The organism is Gammaproteobacteria bacterium (genome assembly GCA_035501935.1).
Taxonomy (GTDB): domain Bacteria; phylum Pseudomonadota; class Gammaproteobacteria; order JAJPIJ01; family JAJPIJ01; genus JAJPIJ01.
Window position 1 is genome coordinate 1 of the sequence record DATJVC010000020.1, and the last position, 15,096, is coordinate 15,096.

Below are 15,096 nucleotides of genomic sequence, written 5' to 3' on the forward strand. Positions count from 1 at the left end.
TGCCGGTGGCCGCCGAGCTGCGCCAATATCTGCTGGAATCGGTCAGCAAGAGCACCGGCCATTTTGCCGCGGGCCTGGGCACCATCGAACTGACCGTGGCCCTGCATTACATCTACAACACCCCGGACGACCGGTTGGTATGGGACGTGGGCCACCAAGCCTATCCGCACAAGATTCTCACCGGCCGCCGCGATCAGATCCTGTCGATCCGCAAATGGGGCGGGCTGGCGCCGTTTCCCCGGCGTGACGAGAGTGAGTACGACACCTTCGGCGTCGGCCACTCCAGCACCTCCATCGGTGCGGCGCTCGGCATGGCCATCGCCGCGAACAAGACCGGCAGCAACCGCAAGTCGGTGGCCATCATCGGCGATGGCGGCCTGACGGCGGGCATGGCCTTCGAGGCGCTCAACCATGCCGGCGATCTCGACGCCGATCTCCTGGTAATCCTGAACGACAACAACATGTCCATCTCGCCCAACGTCGGCGCGCTGTCCAACCGTTTCGCCGAGCTGCTGTCCGGAAAGATTTACACGACCCTGCGCGAGGGCGGCAAGAAGGTGCTGGCCGGCCTGCCCTCCGTGCGCGAACTGGCGGGCCGCGTCGAGGAGCACGTCAAGGGTCTGATCGTGCCCGGCACGCTGTTCGAGGAATTCGGCTTCAATTACTTCGGCCCCATCGACGGTCACGATTTGCCGACCCTCATCCATATGCTGCGCAACCTGCGCGACATGAGGGGCCCGCGGCTGTTGCACATCATCACCAGGAAGGGCAAGGGCTACGCGCCCGCCGAAAACGATCCGGTCAAATACCACGGCATCTCCTCGCCGTTCGATCCGGAGATGGGCATCCAGGCCTCGAGCAAGGCGGCCAAGCCCACCTTCAGCGACGTCTTCGGCGACTGGTGCTGCGACATGGCGGCCAAGGACGAGCGTTTCGTCGCCATCACGCCGGCGATGCGCGAAGGTTCCGGCCTGGTCAAGTTCCACAAGCAGCACCCCGATCGCTATTTCGACGTCGCCATCGCCGAGCAGCATGCGGTGACGCTGGCCGCCGGCATGGCCTGCGACGGCCTGAAGCCGGTGGTGGCGATTTATTCCACCTTCCTGCAACGCGCCTACGATCAACTCATTCATGACGTCTGCGTGCAAAAACTGCCGGTGCTTTTCGCCATCGACCGCGCCGGCTGCGTCGGCAACGACGGGCCGACGCACAATGGCGCCTACGACCTGAGCTACATGCGCTGCCTGCCCAACATCGTGCTGATGGCGCCGTCGGACGAAAACGAATGCCGGCAGATGCTGTATACCGGCTACACGCTGAATCAGCCCGCCGCCGTGCGCTACCCGCGCGGCAGCGGCACCGGCGTCGAGCCACAGAAGGAGATGATCGCGCTGCCGGTGGGCAAGGCGGAAGTGCGCCGCAAAGGCAAGAATATTGCCATTCTGTCATTCGGCACCACGCTGGCCCTGGCGCTGGCGGCGGGCGAGGAATTGAACGCCACCGTCGTCAACATGCGCTTCATCAAGCCGCTCGATGCCGATTTACTGCGCCAGATCGCCGCCAGCCATGACCTGCTCGTGACGGTGGAGGAAAACGTGGTGCAGGGCGGCGCCGGCAGCGCCGTGAACGAGTTTTTAGCCGCCGAAGGGAGTGCCGTACGCATGCTGAATTACGGGCTGCCCGATCGCCTCATTCATCACGGCTCGCAGGACGACATGCGCAAGGACGCCAGACTCACCAAGGAAGGCCTGCTCGAATTCATCCAGTCCCACCAGCAAACCGCCAAACCGCAACTCTCCATCCACCGCGCCTAGTCAGGAATTACTGCCTCTTCAAGAGCGGCAGTTGAGCGGCAGGTAAAGGGCACGGATGTTGGTTTTGTTTTCGCCCTTGATCGTCATCTTGTCCGGCCCGGTGGCGTAGCCGCAGACCCAGGTGACCGGCACGATCGGCGCATCTTCCACCACCGCAGGCCGAAGGGTGAGGATCTCGCCCTTGATGAGACCGTTCGCGTGGTTGCCGAAGGTGATGTGGATCGCGCCGTCTTCAATCAACACCGAACTGATGTAGTTGTTGACTATTTTATCGTCGGGGGGAAGTCCTGCACTGGCGTTATCATGCGGGAAGGACTGCGCGGCGGCCCAGGTCGCGGCCACCGGCGCCTTGGCGATGTCCGCCAGTGGCAAAGCCTCGATGATTTGATCCCGGATGAGTTTCTCCTGATAACTCGGAACCGCCATCATCGCCAGAATGGCAACCACCGCCAGCACAACCATCAGTTCGATCACCGTGAAACCGAAGTGGCGCATGATGGGATTATTATTCCCCGGTTTGGAGGTCAGGCGCCGATGGTTTTGAAGGCATCAAGCAGCCGGTCAATGTCAGCAGCGGTGATCTCGCCCATGGTGGAGATGCGGAAGATCGTGCGCGCCAGTTCACCCTGGCCGGAATAAATCACGAAGCCGTGGCTCTTCAGGTGATCGTGCAATTTCTGATAAGTGACACCTTTGGGCAGATGATAAGCGTTCAGCACCACCGAGGATGCGCCCTCCGGCAGCAATGGCTTGATGCCGAGTTTGATCAATCCCTCCCGCACCTGTCTGGTCAGTGCGTCGTAACGGTCGTGGCGTGCGCGCCAGCCGCCCTGTTCCTCGAATTCCGCCAGCGCTTCCGCCAGCGCGTAGAAACATTGCACTGACTGCGTGAACGGCGTGCCGTCCCTGTCCTGTTCGCGGCAGTAGGTGCTCAAATCCAGATACAGCGTGCGCTTGCGGTCCTTGTCACCGGGCATCGCGTCGCGGCGGACGATGACGAAGGCCGCGCCCGGCATGCCATGCAGGCATTTGTTGCCGGTGGCGGCGACGGCGGCGAGGTTCCATTCGTCAAAGCGCAAATCCTCCGCGCCGAAGCTGCTGACGCCGTCCACCAGCAGGCGTATGCCGCGATCCGCGCACAATCGCGCGATCGGCGCCAGATCGTTGAGCCTGCCGGTCGCGGTTTCATGATGGACCGCGGCAAGACAGGACACGTCATCATGCTCATCGAGCAGAAGTTTGAGACGCTGTGTATCGATCTGTGCGCCCCAGTCAAACTTGAGCGCGATCTTGGGAATGCCGTGGATTTCCGCGATCTTCGACAATCGTTCGCCGTAGGCGCCGTTCTCGATGACCAGCAGCCTGCCGTCGTGCGGCACGAGGCTCGCCACCATCGCCTCCATTGCCGCCGTGCCGGAGCCGGTCAACAGCACCGCGGCGTGGCGTTTCGGATCAAGACCATAGACTTTGAGCAGTCGGGCGCGAATGTTGTTTTGCAGTTCGGCGAATTCCGGTTCGCGGTGGCAGAGATCGGGGCCGGTCAGCGCCCTGCGCACGCGCTCGCTCAAGGTGACGGGGCCGGGATTGAGGAGAAGATTGCGCATGATCAGAAACTCGTGCCGATATGAGCCATGAGCCGGCGCAGCACCTCCGGCGGCGCCAGCTTCGGGCGCGGTAGATCGGCCATCGTGCCGGTCTTGATTTTAAGATGGGCAAACTTCGGTCCATCGCTGATTGCTTGCAATAACGAATCGATAACGGCGGGTGTGTCGCCCGCGAGGCATGTCGAGTAGCCGCAGGCCTGCGCGATGCGCGCGAAGGCAACGCCCGCCGTCACGGTGGCCTGCGCGCCGGTGGAATCATGGGCCTCGTTGTCGAGCACGAGATGGTAAAGATTGGCGGCGCCGTAGGCGCCCAGCGTGGCGAAGTTGCCCATGCGCATGAGCGCCGCGCCGTCGCCGTCCGCCACCACCACCTTCAAGTCCGGGCGCGCCAGCGCCAGCCCGAGCCCCAGCGCGGAGGCGCAACCCATGGAGCCCACCATGTAGAAATGATTTTTGCGATCCGCCAGCGCGTAGAGTTCGCGCCCCGTGTAGCCGGTGGTGGCTATGACAACAGTGTCCGCTTCAGGCGTCAGATCGATGACCCGGCGCAGCGCTTGATTGCGTGTGGGCCGCCTGTCCATGCTGCCGCTGAAGTCTTCCTGCACACGCGCCTCGCGCCGGGGCAGTCCGAGTGACTTTTTCTTGAGTTCGTGCCTGGCGACCGCGCCTTTTTCCATAATGTACGCGTAAGGCCGCTGTTCGCGGGAGAGGTGTTCCTGTGCTCGCGCGAGCGCCGGTTGAAGGTCTTTTGCATTCCCCGGGAATGTCTCCCATGGCACGCGCATGGTGGTGAACAGTTCACCGGTGATCCGCCCCATCAATTCGTGCTGCGGTTCGTCCTGCACGCCCGGCGCGCCGCGGTGCGTGCAGATCAGCAGCAGCGGGATGCGGAATACGTAAGCCAGCGAAGTCAGCGGGCTGACGGCGTTGCCGAGACCTGAGTTCTGCATCATGACCACGGCGCGTTCGCCGCCGATGGCGCAGCCCGCGGCGGCGGCCACCGCATCGCCCTCGTTGGCGGAGGAGATGTAGCGGAGACGGTCGTCATTGATGACGTAATTGATGAAGGGCGTCAGGAAGGAGCAGGGCACGCCCGTGTAGGTTCGGTAACCCAGCGCGCGCGCCGCCTCGACGAATTCCTCCGCTTGGATCATGGCCCCCGCACGCCGCTTTTCAGGTAAAGTCGCTGGCGCGGTCGAGATCATCGAGCGAATTCACATCCAGCCAGTGACCGTTGATGTACAGCACGCGCACGGGGTGGCCCTGCGCGATGATGTGGTTCAACACGTCCGGCAGTCCCAACTGCTGTTCTTTTTCCCGCGTCATCAGCGTTGCGAGAGAGTCGTTCAGCCAGCGCAGCCCTTCGCCGCGCACGCGCACCATGCCTATCCACCGGCCGGAGCTGCCCCTGGCCTCCTTGGTCAATTGCAACAGTTGCACTTCGCGATCCATCACCGTCCGATCGTCGGGCAGGGAGCACCTGGCATAGTCCGGGGAGCCGGTGGCCGGCGTGGCCGCCGCGGAATCGACCACGACCGTGATCTCACCGTTGGAATCGAGAAGATCGCGCAGGATATAACTGCGGAACAGGAGGTCGCCGTAAAGGATCACCATGTTGTCGCTGAAGTCCGGCTGGGCGCAGGCCAGCGAGGCCAGCTCGCCGGTGCGTTCATAGTCCTTGTTGACGGTGACTTCGATGCCGGGCACGTCGATGGTCTCGGCGCGGTAGCCCGCCACCACGGTGATCTCGTTGATGCCCTGTTTTTTGAATTCATCCACCAGACGCCGCAGCAACGGCCTGCCCCCAATCGGCAGCATGACCTTCGGGCGGGCCTCCGTCAGTCCATCCAATTCCCGGCCGCGGCTGGCGGCCAGCACGATGGCCTGTACGCGGTGCTGGCCGGCGGCGGCGTACCGCTGTTCGGCCTTTTTCAATTCCTCGGCGGCCTGCAGGCGGAAAATTTCATTCACCGTGGCGATGCGATCCTCGACGTCAATCGGACTCTGCGAGGCCCGAATTTGGCGGGCCGCCGCCTGCATCGCGGCCACGGAGGCGCGGATCAGATGATTGGCCCAGATCACCACGCTGATTTGCGCGCGCCGGAAGGTCTCGACGGGCGTGCTGTAGTAGGTGGTGGGAACGATCACGAGCGGCGCGCGATTGGCCCATTCCCTGGCGAAAACAAGCACTTCGTCGGGGCGGCCGAGTTTGCTGTGGATCAGGATCGCGTCGGCGCCGGCCTGACGGTAGGCCTCGGCCCGGCGCAGGGCCTCCTTCATGTCCCAGCCGGCGATCAGCGCCTCGACGCGGGCAACGATGCAGAAGTTGTCGTTGTCCTGGCTGTCCTTGCCGGCCTTGATCTTGCCGCAGAACTCGTCGATGTCCGCGAGCGGCTGCCGTTCGCTGTCGAGAAAGCTGTTGCTCTTGGGGAACAGCTTGTCCTCGATGCATACGCCGGCGATGCTGCGTTGTTCCAGCTTGCGCACCAGCCGGCGCGTGTTGTTGAAGTTGCCGTAGCCGGTATCGCCGTCGAGCAGGATGGGAACCGTGGTGACGTCGCTCATGAATTCGAGCATGTCCACCACCTGTGTCCAGCTGGCCTCGTTGTTGTCGCGCACGCCGAACTGCGCCGACAGCGCGAGCCCGCTGGCCCAGATGCCGGCAAAGCCGGATTCCTCGGCGATACGCGCGCTGATGCCGTTGTGCGCCTCCATGAGGAACTCCAGCTGCGGCGATTGCAGGATCGAGCGCAGGCGTGATGCGCGGGTGCCGATGTTGACGCCGGGGATGTTCGTGGAGTCGGGTTTGTTCATGGTTTTTGCCTCAATCTGTCAGGCGGGAAGTCGCGGCAGGATTTCGCGGTGGGCGCGCTGCACGTCCTCCGGAAAATCAATCTCCACCCATGGCAGACCGGTGATGTCCTCAAAACCGAAATCTGCGGGGGTTTCCATGATGAGATCACGTATGGCTTCCTCATAAGGTTCATTGCGGCGTCCCGCGTCCACATACGCCTGGCATCGCCGCGCCAGACGCACGGCCATCCCCTCCGAGAAGCGGAAAAAGCCGACTGATTCGCCCGCGAAATCATAGCGCAGATCGGCCGCCAATTGCTTGCGGAATTCGACAATGTGCGGACCGCGGATGCACAGCTTGACCGGTTCCTCGCCGGCCTCAAAATCGCGGTCGAGCAGAAAACAGTTGGCATGCCTGCTTTTGACCAGTCGCGCCAGCAGGCCGGGGTCGCAGAGCACGTCGGCGTCCATGACCAGCACGTCGCCGCCGCTGTCCAGATAGCGGCGCATCGTCCACAGGCTGACGACGCTGCCTTCGCGAAAATCCGGATTGAGCAGCGTCGTGGTGACGGCGTGCGCGCCGATGGTCTGCACTTCTCCGCGCAGCAGTTCAGCCTCGTGGCCGACACAAACGGCGATATGATCAATGTTCAGTCCGCGCAGCGCCTCGATATGGCGGGCCAGCAGCGAGCGGTCACCGAAGCGCAGCAGGCTCTTGGGGCCGCTGTGATTTTCACCCAGCCGTTTGCCGATCCCAGCGGCGAGTATGATGGCGCGCATGCAGTCTATTATAATCGCCTCCTCCCCAGTCCTTGAGAAAACTTATGCGCCCGAGCGGCCGTGCCGCAGATGAAATGCGGCCCATCAAGATCACCCGTCATTACACCCGCTACGCCGAGGGCGCGGTATTGGTCGAGTACGGCCATACCAAGGTGATTTGCACGGCGAGCGCGGAGGCCAAGGTGCCCGCTTGGTTGCGCGGCAAAAACAGCGGCTGGCTCACGGCCGAGTACGGCATGTTGCCGCGCGCCACCAACGAGCGCACCCGGCGGGAGGCGGCGCAGGGCAGGCAGGGCGGCAGGACGCTCGAGATCCAACGCCTGATCGGGCGTTCGTTGCGCTCGGTGGTCAATCTGGAACAACTGGGCGAGAACACCCTCATCATCGATTGCGACGTCATCCAGGCCGACGGCGGCACCCGCACCGCTTCAATCACGGGCAGTTATGTCGCCCTCGTGGATGCGGTGCACGCGCTGCGCAAGTCCGGCAGGATCAGCGCCGATCCGGTGCACGGCATGGTGGCCTCGGTCTCCGTGGGCATTTACCGCGGTGCACCCATCCTCGATCTGGATTACGCCGAGGATTCGGAGGCGGAGACCGACATGAACGTGGTCATGAACGACGCCGGGCATTTCATCGAGGTCCAGGGCACGGCGGAGGGACACGCCTTTCGCACGGAGGAACTGCACGCCATGCTGGGCCTGGCGCGCAAGGGCATCGAACGGCTCATCGAGGCGCAACGGACCGCGCTGCTCGAATAGCGCGTTTGCAGTCCGCAAGATGGCGAAAACCCCGGCGCGCATCGTGCTGGCCTCCGGCAACCGCGGCAAGGTGCGCGAACTCTCGCAAATGCTTTCAGCGTTCCATGTAGAGGTGGTGCCGCAATCGGAATTCGGAATCGCCGGCGCCGAGGAGACTGGCGTGACTTTCATCGAGAATGCCTTGATCAAGGCGCGGCACGCCGCCGTGCTTACGGGACTGCCGGCCATCGCCGATGATTCCGGCATCGCGGTTGAGGGATTGAACGGCGCGCCCGGCGTTTACTCCGCGCAATATGCGGGCCCGGGGGCGACCGATGGCAGCAATCTGCAAAAGCTGCTGGAGGACACCCGCCACCTTCCCGACGGGCAGCGCGCGGCGAATTTCATCTGCGTACTGGTGTTTCTCGCGTACCCCGGAGATCCCATGCCGATCATCGCGCAAGGCACGTGGTCGGGCGAATTGCTGCGCGCACCCGTAGGAGAGAACGGTTTCGGTTATGACCCCATTTTCTATGTGCCCACGTATCGCTGCTCATCGGCGCAATTGCCGCCGGAAGTGAAAAACCAGCTGAGCCACCGCGGCCAGGCGCTGCGTTCCCTGCTTGCCCAATTCACCGAACGCCATGCCGGCCAATCCTGAATCCATCATGCTGCCGGCGCTTTCATTGTACGTGCATATGCCCTGGTGCGTGCGCAAATGCCCCTATTGCGATTTCAATTCCCATGAAAGCACCGGCGCTCTCCCGGAAAAGGAATATGTCGACGCCTTGTTGTGCGATCTGGATGGCGAGCTCGCAGCCGTTCGTGACAGGTCATTGATCAGTATTTTCTTTGGCGGCGGCACACCCAGTCTTTTCTCCGGCGCCGCGATTGAACGGTTGCTGGACGGCATACGCGCGCGGTTGCCGTTGTCTGCCGACATCGAAATCACATTGGAGGCCAATCCCGGCACGGCGGAGGCCGGCCGCTTCAAGGCTTATCGCGCGGCGGGCGTGAACCGGCTGTCCATCGGCGTGCAGAGTTTTCGCGATGAACAATTGCGCGCGCTCGGCCGCATACACGATGCCGCCGAGGTGGAGCGCGCATGGCAGATGGCGCGTGCCGCGGGTTTCGACAACATCAACCTTGACCTCATGTACGCACTGCCCGGCGAGCGGGACGCCGCCGGCGCGCTGGCCGATCTGAACCGGGCGCTCGATTTTGCCCCTGAACATCTGTCGTGGTACCAGTTGACGCTGGAGCCCGACACCGCCTTTCATCGCAAGCCGCCCGCGCTGCCCGATGAGGACGTCGTGCACGCCATTGAGGAGCGGGGCAGGCGGCTGCTCGCGGAGGCGGGCTACAGGCGCTACGAGGTATCGGCCTACGCGCGCGCGGGACGATCATCGCGGCATAATCTCAATTACTGGCAGTTCGGCGATTATCTCGGCATTGGCGCCGGCGCACACGGGAAGCTCACCGCCGCCGATGGCGTCATCACCCGCCGCGCCAAGCAGCGCAACCCGCGCAGCTACATGAAACTTGCCGGTACGCTTCCCGTGATGACGGAGGAACGCATCGCCAGTGCGGCGCAGATCACCAGTGAATTCATGATGAATGCGCTGCGGCTGTGCGAGGGCGTGCCCGTGAATTTGTTTGAGGAACGCACCGGGCTGCCGTTGTCCTCAATCCAGCAAGAGATTCAACGCGCCCGAGAACTTGATTTGCTGGAGCGCGATGATTTTGTGTTGCGGCCCACGGCGCGTGGCCGGCGTTACCTTAACGATCTTATCGCCGTGTTTGCCGGCACGCCGGCGCCTGTGATTCATAGCGCCATTGAGGTTGGAGATTCGCGCCATGCGGGCCATGCTGCTTGAACGGGCCGGGGCGCCGCTGGTAATGACCGACCGTCCGGTGCCGATCCCTGGACCGGGCCAGATCCTGCTGCGCGTGCGTGCCTGCGGTGTCTGCCGCACTGATCTGCATATTTGCGACGGCGAACTGGCAAAACCGAAACTGCCGTTGATCCTGGGCCATGAGATCGTGGGCGAAGTTGTTTCCTGTGGTGCCGGCGTGACGGATGTCGCGACGGGTGCACGCATGGGGGTGCCATGGCTGGCGCACACCTGCGGCCGCTGCCGCTATTGCGAACGGGGTCTCGAGAATCTCTGCGATCACGCCCTGTTCACCGGCTATCAGGTCGACGGCGGCTACGCCGAATACACCCTGGCCGAGCACCGCTATTGCCTGCCATTGCCGCCCGGCCGCACCGATGCCGATCTCGCGCCGCTCCTGTGCGCCGGCTTGATCGGTTACCGCGCCCTGCGCCTGGCCGGTGAGGCCCCGCGTCTGGGCGTCTATGGCTTCGGCGCGGCGGCGCACATCATCGCCCAGATTGCCCGGCATCAGGGCCGTGAGGTGTATGCCTTCACCCGGCCCGGCGACACGGATGGGCAGCGGTTCGCACTGCAAATGGGCGCGGCATGGGCCGGCGATTCGGATCAGATGCCGCCGCAGGTGCTGGACGCGGCGTTGTTGTTCGCGCCGGTGGGCGCACTGGTGCCGGCGGCGCTCAAAACCGTGGCCAAGGGCGGGACCGTCGTGTGTGCCGGCATCCACATGAGCGAGATACCCGCGTTCCCGTATGAGATCCTGTGGGGCGAACGCAGTGTGCGTTCGGTGGCCAATCTGACCCGCCGCGACGGCGCGGAGTTCATGGCGTTGCTGAACGAGGTGCCCATACACACCCATGTCCAGCCCTTCCCGCTCGCCGATGCCAACATCGCCCTCGAACGATTGCGCGCCGGCCGGTTGCAGGGCGCAGCGGTGCTCAAAATGCCGGCATGATTCATCGCCTCTAATGCTGGTTGTAGAATGGTCCCCGCCATGTCCGAATCATTTCATCGTGATGCCCTGGCCGGGGGCAGCCGCCTGCACTGGTACGTAATAGACAAGGTGCTGGGACAGGGCGGCTTCGGCATCACCTATCTCGCCCGCGACGAAAATCTGCATCAGCCGGTCGCCATCAAGGAGTATCTGCCGCGCGACCTGGCGTTGCGGCAGCAGGACGATTCCGTGCAGCCGATGTCCGGCGAGCAGGGCGCGCAGTTCCTGTGGGGGCTGGAACGTTTCACCAGCGAGGCGCGCACGCTGGCGCAATTCCGTCATCCCAACATCGTGCGCGTGCTGACGGTGTTCGAGGAAAACAATACCGCCTACATGGTGATGGAGTACGAGCAGGGGCAGGGGCTGCATGAAATCCTGAGCGAGCGCAAGACGCTGCCGCAGCAGGAACTCGAGAACATCCTGATGCCGCTCATGGAGGGTCTGGAAAAGGTGCACGCCGCGGGCTTCATCCACCGTGACATCAAGCCCGCGAATATCTTCATCCGCGCCGGCGGCAGCCCCGTGTTGCTCGATTTCGGTTCCGCGCGGCAGGCGCTGGGCGAACAGACCCGGACCCTGACCAGCCTGGTGTCGCCCGGATACGCGCCCTTTGAGCAATACACGACCAGGGGCGAGGAAAAACAGGGGCCGTGGACGGACATTTACGGTCTGGGCGCCACGCTTTATCGCGCCGTCACCGGGCGTTCCCCCTGCGATGCCGTGGATCGAAGCGAGGCCCTGCTGCATACCGCGCGCGATGATTACGTCTCCTGCACGGATATCGGCCGCGGCAAATACAGCGAAATATGGCTGCGGGCCATTGATCATGCCCTGGGCTTTCGCCCCCAGGATCGGCCGCAAAGCATCGCCGCATGGCGTCGGGAATTTACCGCTCCAACTGCGGAGGCGCCCACAGTCGCGGCCGCCGCCGTACCGCGGCCCGTCAAACCGGCCCGCAATATCGCGCCCGCGTCATCGCCCGTTGGAGCGCCACAGCCACGCCGATCACGGCGATGGCTGCCGGCGCTGATGGCGCTGGCCGCGGCCCTGGCGTTTCTCAAGTTCGCGCATTTGCCGAAACATCCACATCCGGTCGCGGAATCGCCGGCCGCGTCAGCTGCCGCGCCGGCGCCGCAGGCGGCGACGGAAACGGCAACCACTGCAACGACGCCGCAGCCGGCGACTTCTGCCGCGCCATCTTCCACTGCCGAGGCAACCCCGACGCAAAAGGGCAATACAGAAAACCCGTCTGAGCCGGTCGCGCCTGCGCCGACTGCGGGGCAGTCAGCGACGGCATCCAAGGAAGCGTCCGGTGCGCCGGCCACGGATACGGCTTCCGCCGAGGACGCACAGAGCGACCGCCCACTCAAGGGCGGGCGTGAGCTGGCCCCGGGCCAGCTCAGGAAACGCCGGCAGGAGGTGGAACAGCTGGCCTCGAGTGCCAAGGAAGAGGCGCAGCGCGGCGATTACCGGAATGCGTTGCGAGATGTGCAGCAGGCATTGAAGCTCGCGCCGAACAATCCGCGGTTGCTGGAGGTGCGCCGCGAATTGATACAACAATACAGAAACAGGCAGGAACGTTGATTCCACGGGGGAGGTTCATCCAGATGTCCACCATTGTCCGCAGTTCCGCCGGCTGGATGTCGGGCGCGATGGCGGGCGTGCTCGCGGTTGCCGCCGCGGGCGCGCTCGGGGCCATCGCCCTGCATCGCGGCGAGACCGTGAGCAGCCTGTGGTTCATCGTCGCGGCCGTATGCGTGTACACGCTGGGCTATCGTTTCTACGCCGCCTTCGTGGCGGCCAGGGTGCTCTCGCTGGACGCCACGCGCGCCACGCCCGCCGAACGCTTCAACGACGGGCGCGATTTCGTGCCGACCAACAAGTGGGTCGTCTTCGGCCACCACTTCGCGGCCATCGCCGGGCCGGGGCCGCTGATCGGCCCGACGCTAGCCGCGCAGTTCGGATATCTGCCGGGAACGCTGTGGATTTTGATCGGTGCGGTGCTTGGCGGCTGCGTGCAGGACTTCGTGATCCTGTTCTGCTCCATACGCCGCGACGGGCGCTCGTTGGGGCAGATGGCCCGCGATGAGCTGGGGCCGCTGGGCGGCGCGGCGGCGCTCATCGGCGTCATGATGATCATGATCATTCTCATCGCCGTGCTGGGACTGGTCGTGGTCAACGCCATGAAACACAGCCCGTGGGGCACCTCCACCGTCGCCGCCACCATTCCCATCGCCATGTTGATCGGCCTGTACATGCGTTACCTCCGTCCCGGCCGCGTGCTGGAGGCGACCGCGATCGGCGTGGCGCTGCTGCTGCTGTCGGTGTGGGGCGGCGGCATCGTCGATCAGCATCCCATGCTGCGCACCTGGTTCGATTACGACGGGCCCGAACTCGCGCTCATGATCATCATCTATGGCTTCGCGGCGGCGGTGCTGCCGGTGTGGCTGTTGATTGCGCCGCGCGATTATCTTTCCACCTTCATGAAGATCGGCACCATCCTTGCCCTAGCCTGCGCGATCATCATTCTGCGACCGGAGGTGAAGATGCCGGCGTTGTCACGCTTCATCGACGGCACCGGCCCCATCTTCGGCGGAAAATTATTTCCGTTCGTGTTCATCACCATTGCCTGCGGCGCCATCTCCGGCTTTCACGCGCTGATTTCCTCAGGCACCACGCCCAAGATGATCACCAGTGAGAGGGACGCGCGTTTCATCGGTTACGGCGCCATGGCGATGGAGTCGTTCGTGGCAATCATGGCGATGATTGCGGCCACGGTGCTGGAACCGGGCGTGTACTTCGCCATCAACAGCCCGCCGGGCGTGGTCGGGGCCGAGGCGGCGAAGGCGGTGGCGGTGATCAGCGGCTGGGGGTTCCCGGTCACCACCGATCAAATGCAGGCGCTGGCGAAGGAAATGGGTGAAAGCACCCTGTTCGCGCGCACCGGCGGCGCGCCGTCGCTGGCCGTGGGCATGGCGAGTATTTTCGGCAACACCTTCGGCGGCGCGGCGCTCGCCGTCTGGTATCACTTCGCCATCATGTTCGAGGCCCTGTTCATCCTGACCACGCTCTCCGCCGGCACCCGCGTGGCGCGTTTCATGCTGCAGGACATGCTCGGCAATGCCATTCCCGTCCTGGGACGCACCAGCTGGTATCCCAGCGTTCTTTTGTGCAGCGGCGGGGTCGTGGCTGCGTGGGGATACTTCCTCTACGCCGGCACCAAGGATCCGCTCGGTGGCATCAACAGCCTGTGGCCGCTGTTCGGCATCGCCAATCAAATGCTGGCCGCCATCGCGTTGTGCGTGGCCACCACCATCCTGATCAAGTCCGGCGTGAGAACGGGCCGGGTGCATTACGCGGCGATCACCGGATTACCACTGCTCTGGCTGGTGACCATCACCAGTACAGCGGCATGGGAAAAGCTCTTCAGCCCGGAGTTGCGCGTCGGCTTCCTTGCCCACGCGCGGGATCTCGGCGACAAACTGGCCGCGGGCGCGCTGTCCCCGGACCAGGCGGCGGCGGTATCCCAGCTCATCTTCAACGATTACCTCGACGCCGCACTGGCGGCGTTTTTTCTGTTGATTACCTGGCTGCTGCTGTTCGAGACTTTACGCACCTGCCGCGCGGTGCTCGAGGGCCGCCATCACGAGCCGCTCAGCGAGGCGCCCTACATTCCCACCCGGCTGGCGGAGGTCTGACATGGAACAATTGCGAAATGCTTTCCGGCGATTCTGGGGGTGGGTCCGCGCCGTCAGCGGCGACGATGCTTATGAGCGCTACCTCGCGCATCACCGCGATCAACATCCCGGCAGCGCGCCGCTCACTCGCGGGGAATTTTTCCGCAGCGAGCAGGAACGCCGGTGGGAAAAATCAAATCGTTGTTGCTAACGCCACAAATACAAGACGGCGGCGCCAAAGACGATCCGATACCAGGCAAACAAGGTAAAGTTGTGGCGGCCGATGTAATGCAGCAGTCCGCGGATCGCCAGTAGTGCGCTGACGAACGCGGCGAACAGGCCGGCGATCAATCGATCCGTTTCCGCCGCGGAGAACAGCGCAAGCTTGTCGTACAGCTGGTAGCCGGTCGCGGCCAGCAACGTCGGGATGCCGAGCAGGAAGGAAAATTCGGTCGCCGCCTGGCGCGACAGCCCGAAATACAATCCGCCGATGATGGTGGCGGCGGCGCGCGAAGTGCCCGGGATGAGCGACAACACCTGCACGCATCCGATCTTCAGCGCCTCCGTCCAGCGCAATTGATCGACGCTGCGCACGCGCACACAGAGCGGCAGGTGTTCCAACGCCAGCATCACCACGCCGCCGACAATCAGCGCCCAGCCCACTGTATGCCTGTTGAACAGGCGCGTCATGATTTCATGGTGGAACGCCACGCCGACGCAGGCGGCCGGCAGGAATGCCAGCAGCAGGTGGAACAGGAGATTCTGCGACAGCGGCTGCGTGGAAAGGCGGACAAACGAATTC

The 15,096-nt window shown here is 63.9% G+C and carries 14 protein-coding genes; 8 read left to right on the plus strand and 6 right to left on the minus strand.

The features are described 5' to 3' along the window. Window positions 1-1,814 (plus strand): 1-deoxy-D-xylulose-5-phosphate synthase (dxs, locus tag VMH34_05115; GenBank protein HTT08152.1); only part of this gene is annotated, 1,814 nt, incomplete at its 5' end. Window positions 1,815-1,832: 18 nt separating this feature from the next. Here dxs and VMH34_05120 read toward each other — a convergent pair. Genes VMH34_05120 through VMH34_05140 form a run of 5 tightly spaced genes read right to left on the minus strand, consistent with a single transcriptional unit; the run spans window position 1,833 to window position 6,991 of the window. Beyond that, the gene (locus VMH34_05120; GenBank protein HTT08153.1) at window positions 1,833-2,309 is read right to left on the minus strand and encodes a pilin; all 477 of its coding nucleotides are present in this window, start codon (window positions 2,307-2,309) and stop codon (window positions 1,833-1,835) included. A gap of 29 nt (window positions 2,310-2,338) precedes the next feature. Then, on the minus strand, window positions 2,339-3,418 hold the full coding sequence (locus tag VMH34_05125) for a 2-aminoethylphosphonate aminotransferase (protein ID HTT08154.1): 1,080 nt from the start codon (window positions 3,416-3,418) through the stop codon (window positions 2,339-2,341). Window positions 3,419-3,420: 2 nt separating this feature from the next. Beyond that, window positions 3,421-4,572, minus strand: a complete 1,152-nt coding sequence (gene aepY / locus VMH34_05130) for a phosphonopyruvate decarboxylase (protein ID HTT08155.1) — start codon at window positions 4,570-4,572, stop codon at window positions 3,421-3,423. Window positions 4,573-4,591: 19 nt separating this feature from the next. After that, window positions 4,592-6,232 carry a phosphoenolpyruvate mutase gene (gene aepX, locus VMH34_05135; GenBank protein ID HTT08156.1) on the minus strand — a complete coding sequence of 547 codons (1,641 nt, stop codon included), beginning with the start codon at window positions 6,230-6,232 and terminating at the stop codon, window positions 4,592-4,594. Between the two features lie 18 nt (window positions 6,233-6,250). After that, window positions 6,251-6,991: a phosphocholine cytidylyltransferase family protein gene (locus VMH34_05140; GenBank protein ID HTT08157.1), complete on the minus strand. Its 741-nt coding sequence runs from the start codon at window positions 6,989-6,991 to the stop codon at window positions 6,251-6,253. A 44-nt stretch (window positions 6,992-7,035) separates the two neighbouring features. On the opposite strand from VMH34_05140, the gene rph reads away from it, so the two are divergent. From rph to VMH34_05175, 7 genes are read left to right on the plus strand one after another with little or no spacing between them, the layout of a single operon-like run. After that, a complete protein-coding gene (gene rph / locus VMH34_05145; protein HTT08158.1) occupies window positions 7,036-7,752 on the plus strand; it encodes a ribonuclease PH in 717 nt (238 codons plus the stop codon). 19 nt (window positions 7,753-7,771) lie between these two features. After that, window positions 7,772-8,392 carry an RdgB/HAM1 family non-canonical purine NTP pyrophosphatase gene (rdgB, locus tag VMH34_05150; GenBank protein HTT08159.1) on the plus strand — a complete coding sequence of 207 codons (621 nt, stop codon included), beginning with the start codon at window positions 7,772-7,774 and terminating at the stop codon, window positions 8,390-8,392. Next, complete coding sequence (gene hemW, locus VMH34_05155) at window positions 8,376-9,608, plus strand: radical SAM family heme chaperone HemW (protein HTT08160.1); 1,233 nt, start codon at window positions 8,376-8,378, stop codon at window positions 9,606-9,608. Before rdgB ends, hemW begins: the two co-directional genes overlap by 17 nt. Then, entirely contained in the window at window positions 9,589-10,578 is a 990-nt protein-coding gene (locus tag VMH34_05160) for a zinc-dependent alcohol dehydrogenase family protein (protein ID HTT08161.1), read from the plus strand. The genes hemW and VMH34_05160 overlap by 20 nt, the downstream gene beginning before the upstream one ends. Window positions 10,579-10,617: 39 nt before the next feature. Beyond that, on the plus strand, window positions 10,618-12,201 hold the full coding sequence (locus VMH34_05165; GenBank protein HTT08162.1) for a protein kinase: 1,584 nt from the start codon (window positions 10,618-10,620) through the stop codon (window positions 12,199-12,201). Between the two features lie 23 nt (window positions 12,202-12,224). Further along, a complete protein-coding gene (locus tag VMH34_05170; protein HTT08163.1) occupies window positions 12,225-14,315 on the plus strand; it encodes a carbon starvation CstA family protein in 2,091 nt (696 codons plus the stop codon). Window position 14,316: 1 nt separating this feature from the next. Beyond that, the gene (locus tag VMH34_05175) at window positions 14,317-14,505 is read left to right on the plus strand and encodes a YbdD/YjiX family protein (protein ID HTT08164.1); all 189 of its coding nucleotides are present in this window, start codon (window positions 14,317-14,319) and stop codon (window positions 14,503-14,505) included. Here the strand turns inward: VMH34_05175 and VMH34_05180 are convergent. Then, window positions 14,502-15,096, minus strand: a 595-nt coding sequence (locus tag VMH34_05180) for an undecaprenyl-diphosphate phosphatase (protein ID HTT08165.1), incomplete at its 5' end; no start/stop codon positions are given. The two genes, VMH34_05175 and VMH34_05180, sit on opposite strands and share 4 nt — an antisense overlap.

What these genes read in the sequence shown, in the direction of transcription:
- VMH34_05120 (HTT08153.1), bottom strand. Translation starts at nt 2,309, where the DNA reads ATGCGCCACTTCGGTTTCACGGTGATCGAACTGATGGTTGTGCTGGCG.
- VMH34_05125 (HTT08154.1), bottom strand. Translation starts at nt 3,418, where the DNA reads ATGCGCAATCTTCTCCTCAATCCCGGCCCCGTCACCTTGAGCGAGCGC.
- aepY (HTT08155.1), bottom strand. Translation starts at nt 4,572, where the DNA reads ATGATCCAAGCGGAGGAATTCGTCGAGGCGGCGCGCGCGCTGGGTTAC.
- aepX (HTT08156.1), bottom strand. Translation starts at nt 6,232, where the DNA reads ATGAACAAACCCGACTCCACGAACATCCCCGGCGTCAACATCGGCACC.
- VMH34_05140 (HTT08157.1), bottom strand. Translation starts at nt 6,991, where the DNA reads ATGCGCGCCATCATACTCGCCGCTGGGATCGGCAAACGGCTGGGTGAA.
- rph (HTT08158.1), top strand. Translation starts at nt 7,036, where the DNA reads ATGCGCCCGAGCGGCCGTGCCGCAGATGAAATGCGGCCCATCAAGATC.
- rdgB (HTT08159.1), top strand. Translation starts at nt 7,772, where the DNA reads ATGGCGAAAACCCCGGCGCGCATCGTGCTGGCCTCCGGCAACCGCGGC.
- hemW (HTT08160.1), top strand. Translation starts at nt 8,376, where the DNA reads ATGCCGGCCAATCCTGAATCCATCATGCTGCCGGCGCTTTCATTGTAC.
- VMH34_05160 (HTT08161.1), top strand. Translation starts at nt 9,589, where the DNA reads ATGCGGGCCATGCTGCTTGAACGGGCCGGGGCGCCGCTGGTAATGACC.
- VMH34_05165 (HTT08162.1), top strand. Translation starts at nt 10,618, where the DNA reads ATGTCCGAATCATTTCATCGTGATGCCCTGGCCGGGGGCAGCCGCCTG.
- VMH34_05170 (HTT08163.1), top strand. Translation starts at nt 12,225, where the DNA reads ATGTCCACCATTGTCCGCAGTTCCGCCGGCTGGATGTCGGGCGCGATG.
- VMH34_05175 (HTT08164.1), top strand. Translation starts at nt 14,317, where the DNA reads ATGGAACAATTGCGAAATGCTTTCCGGCGATTCTGGGGGTGGGTCCGC.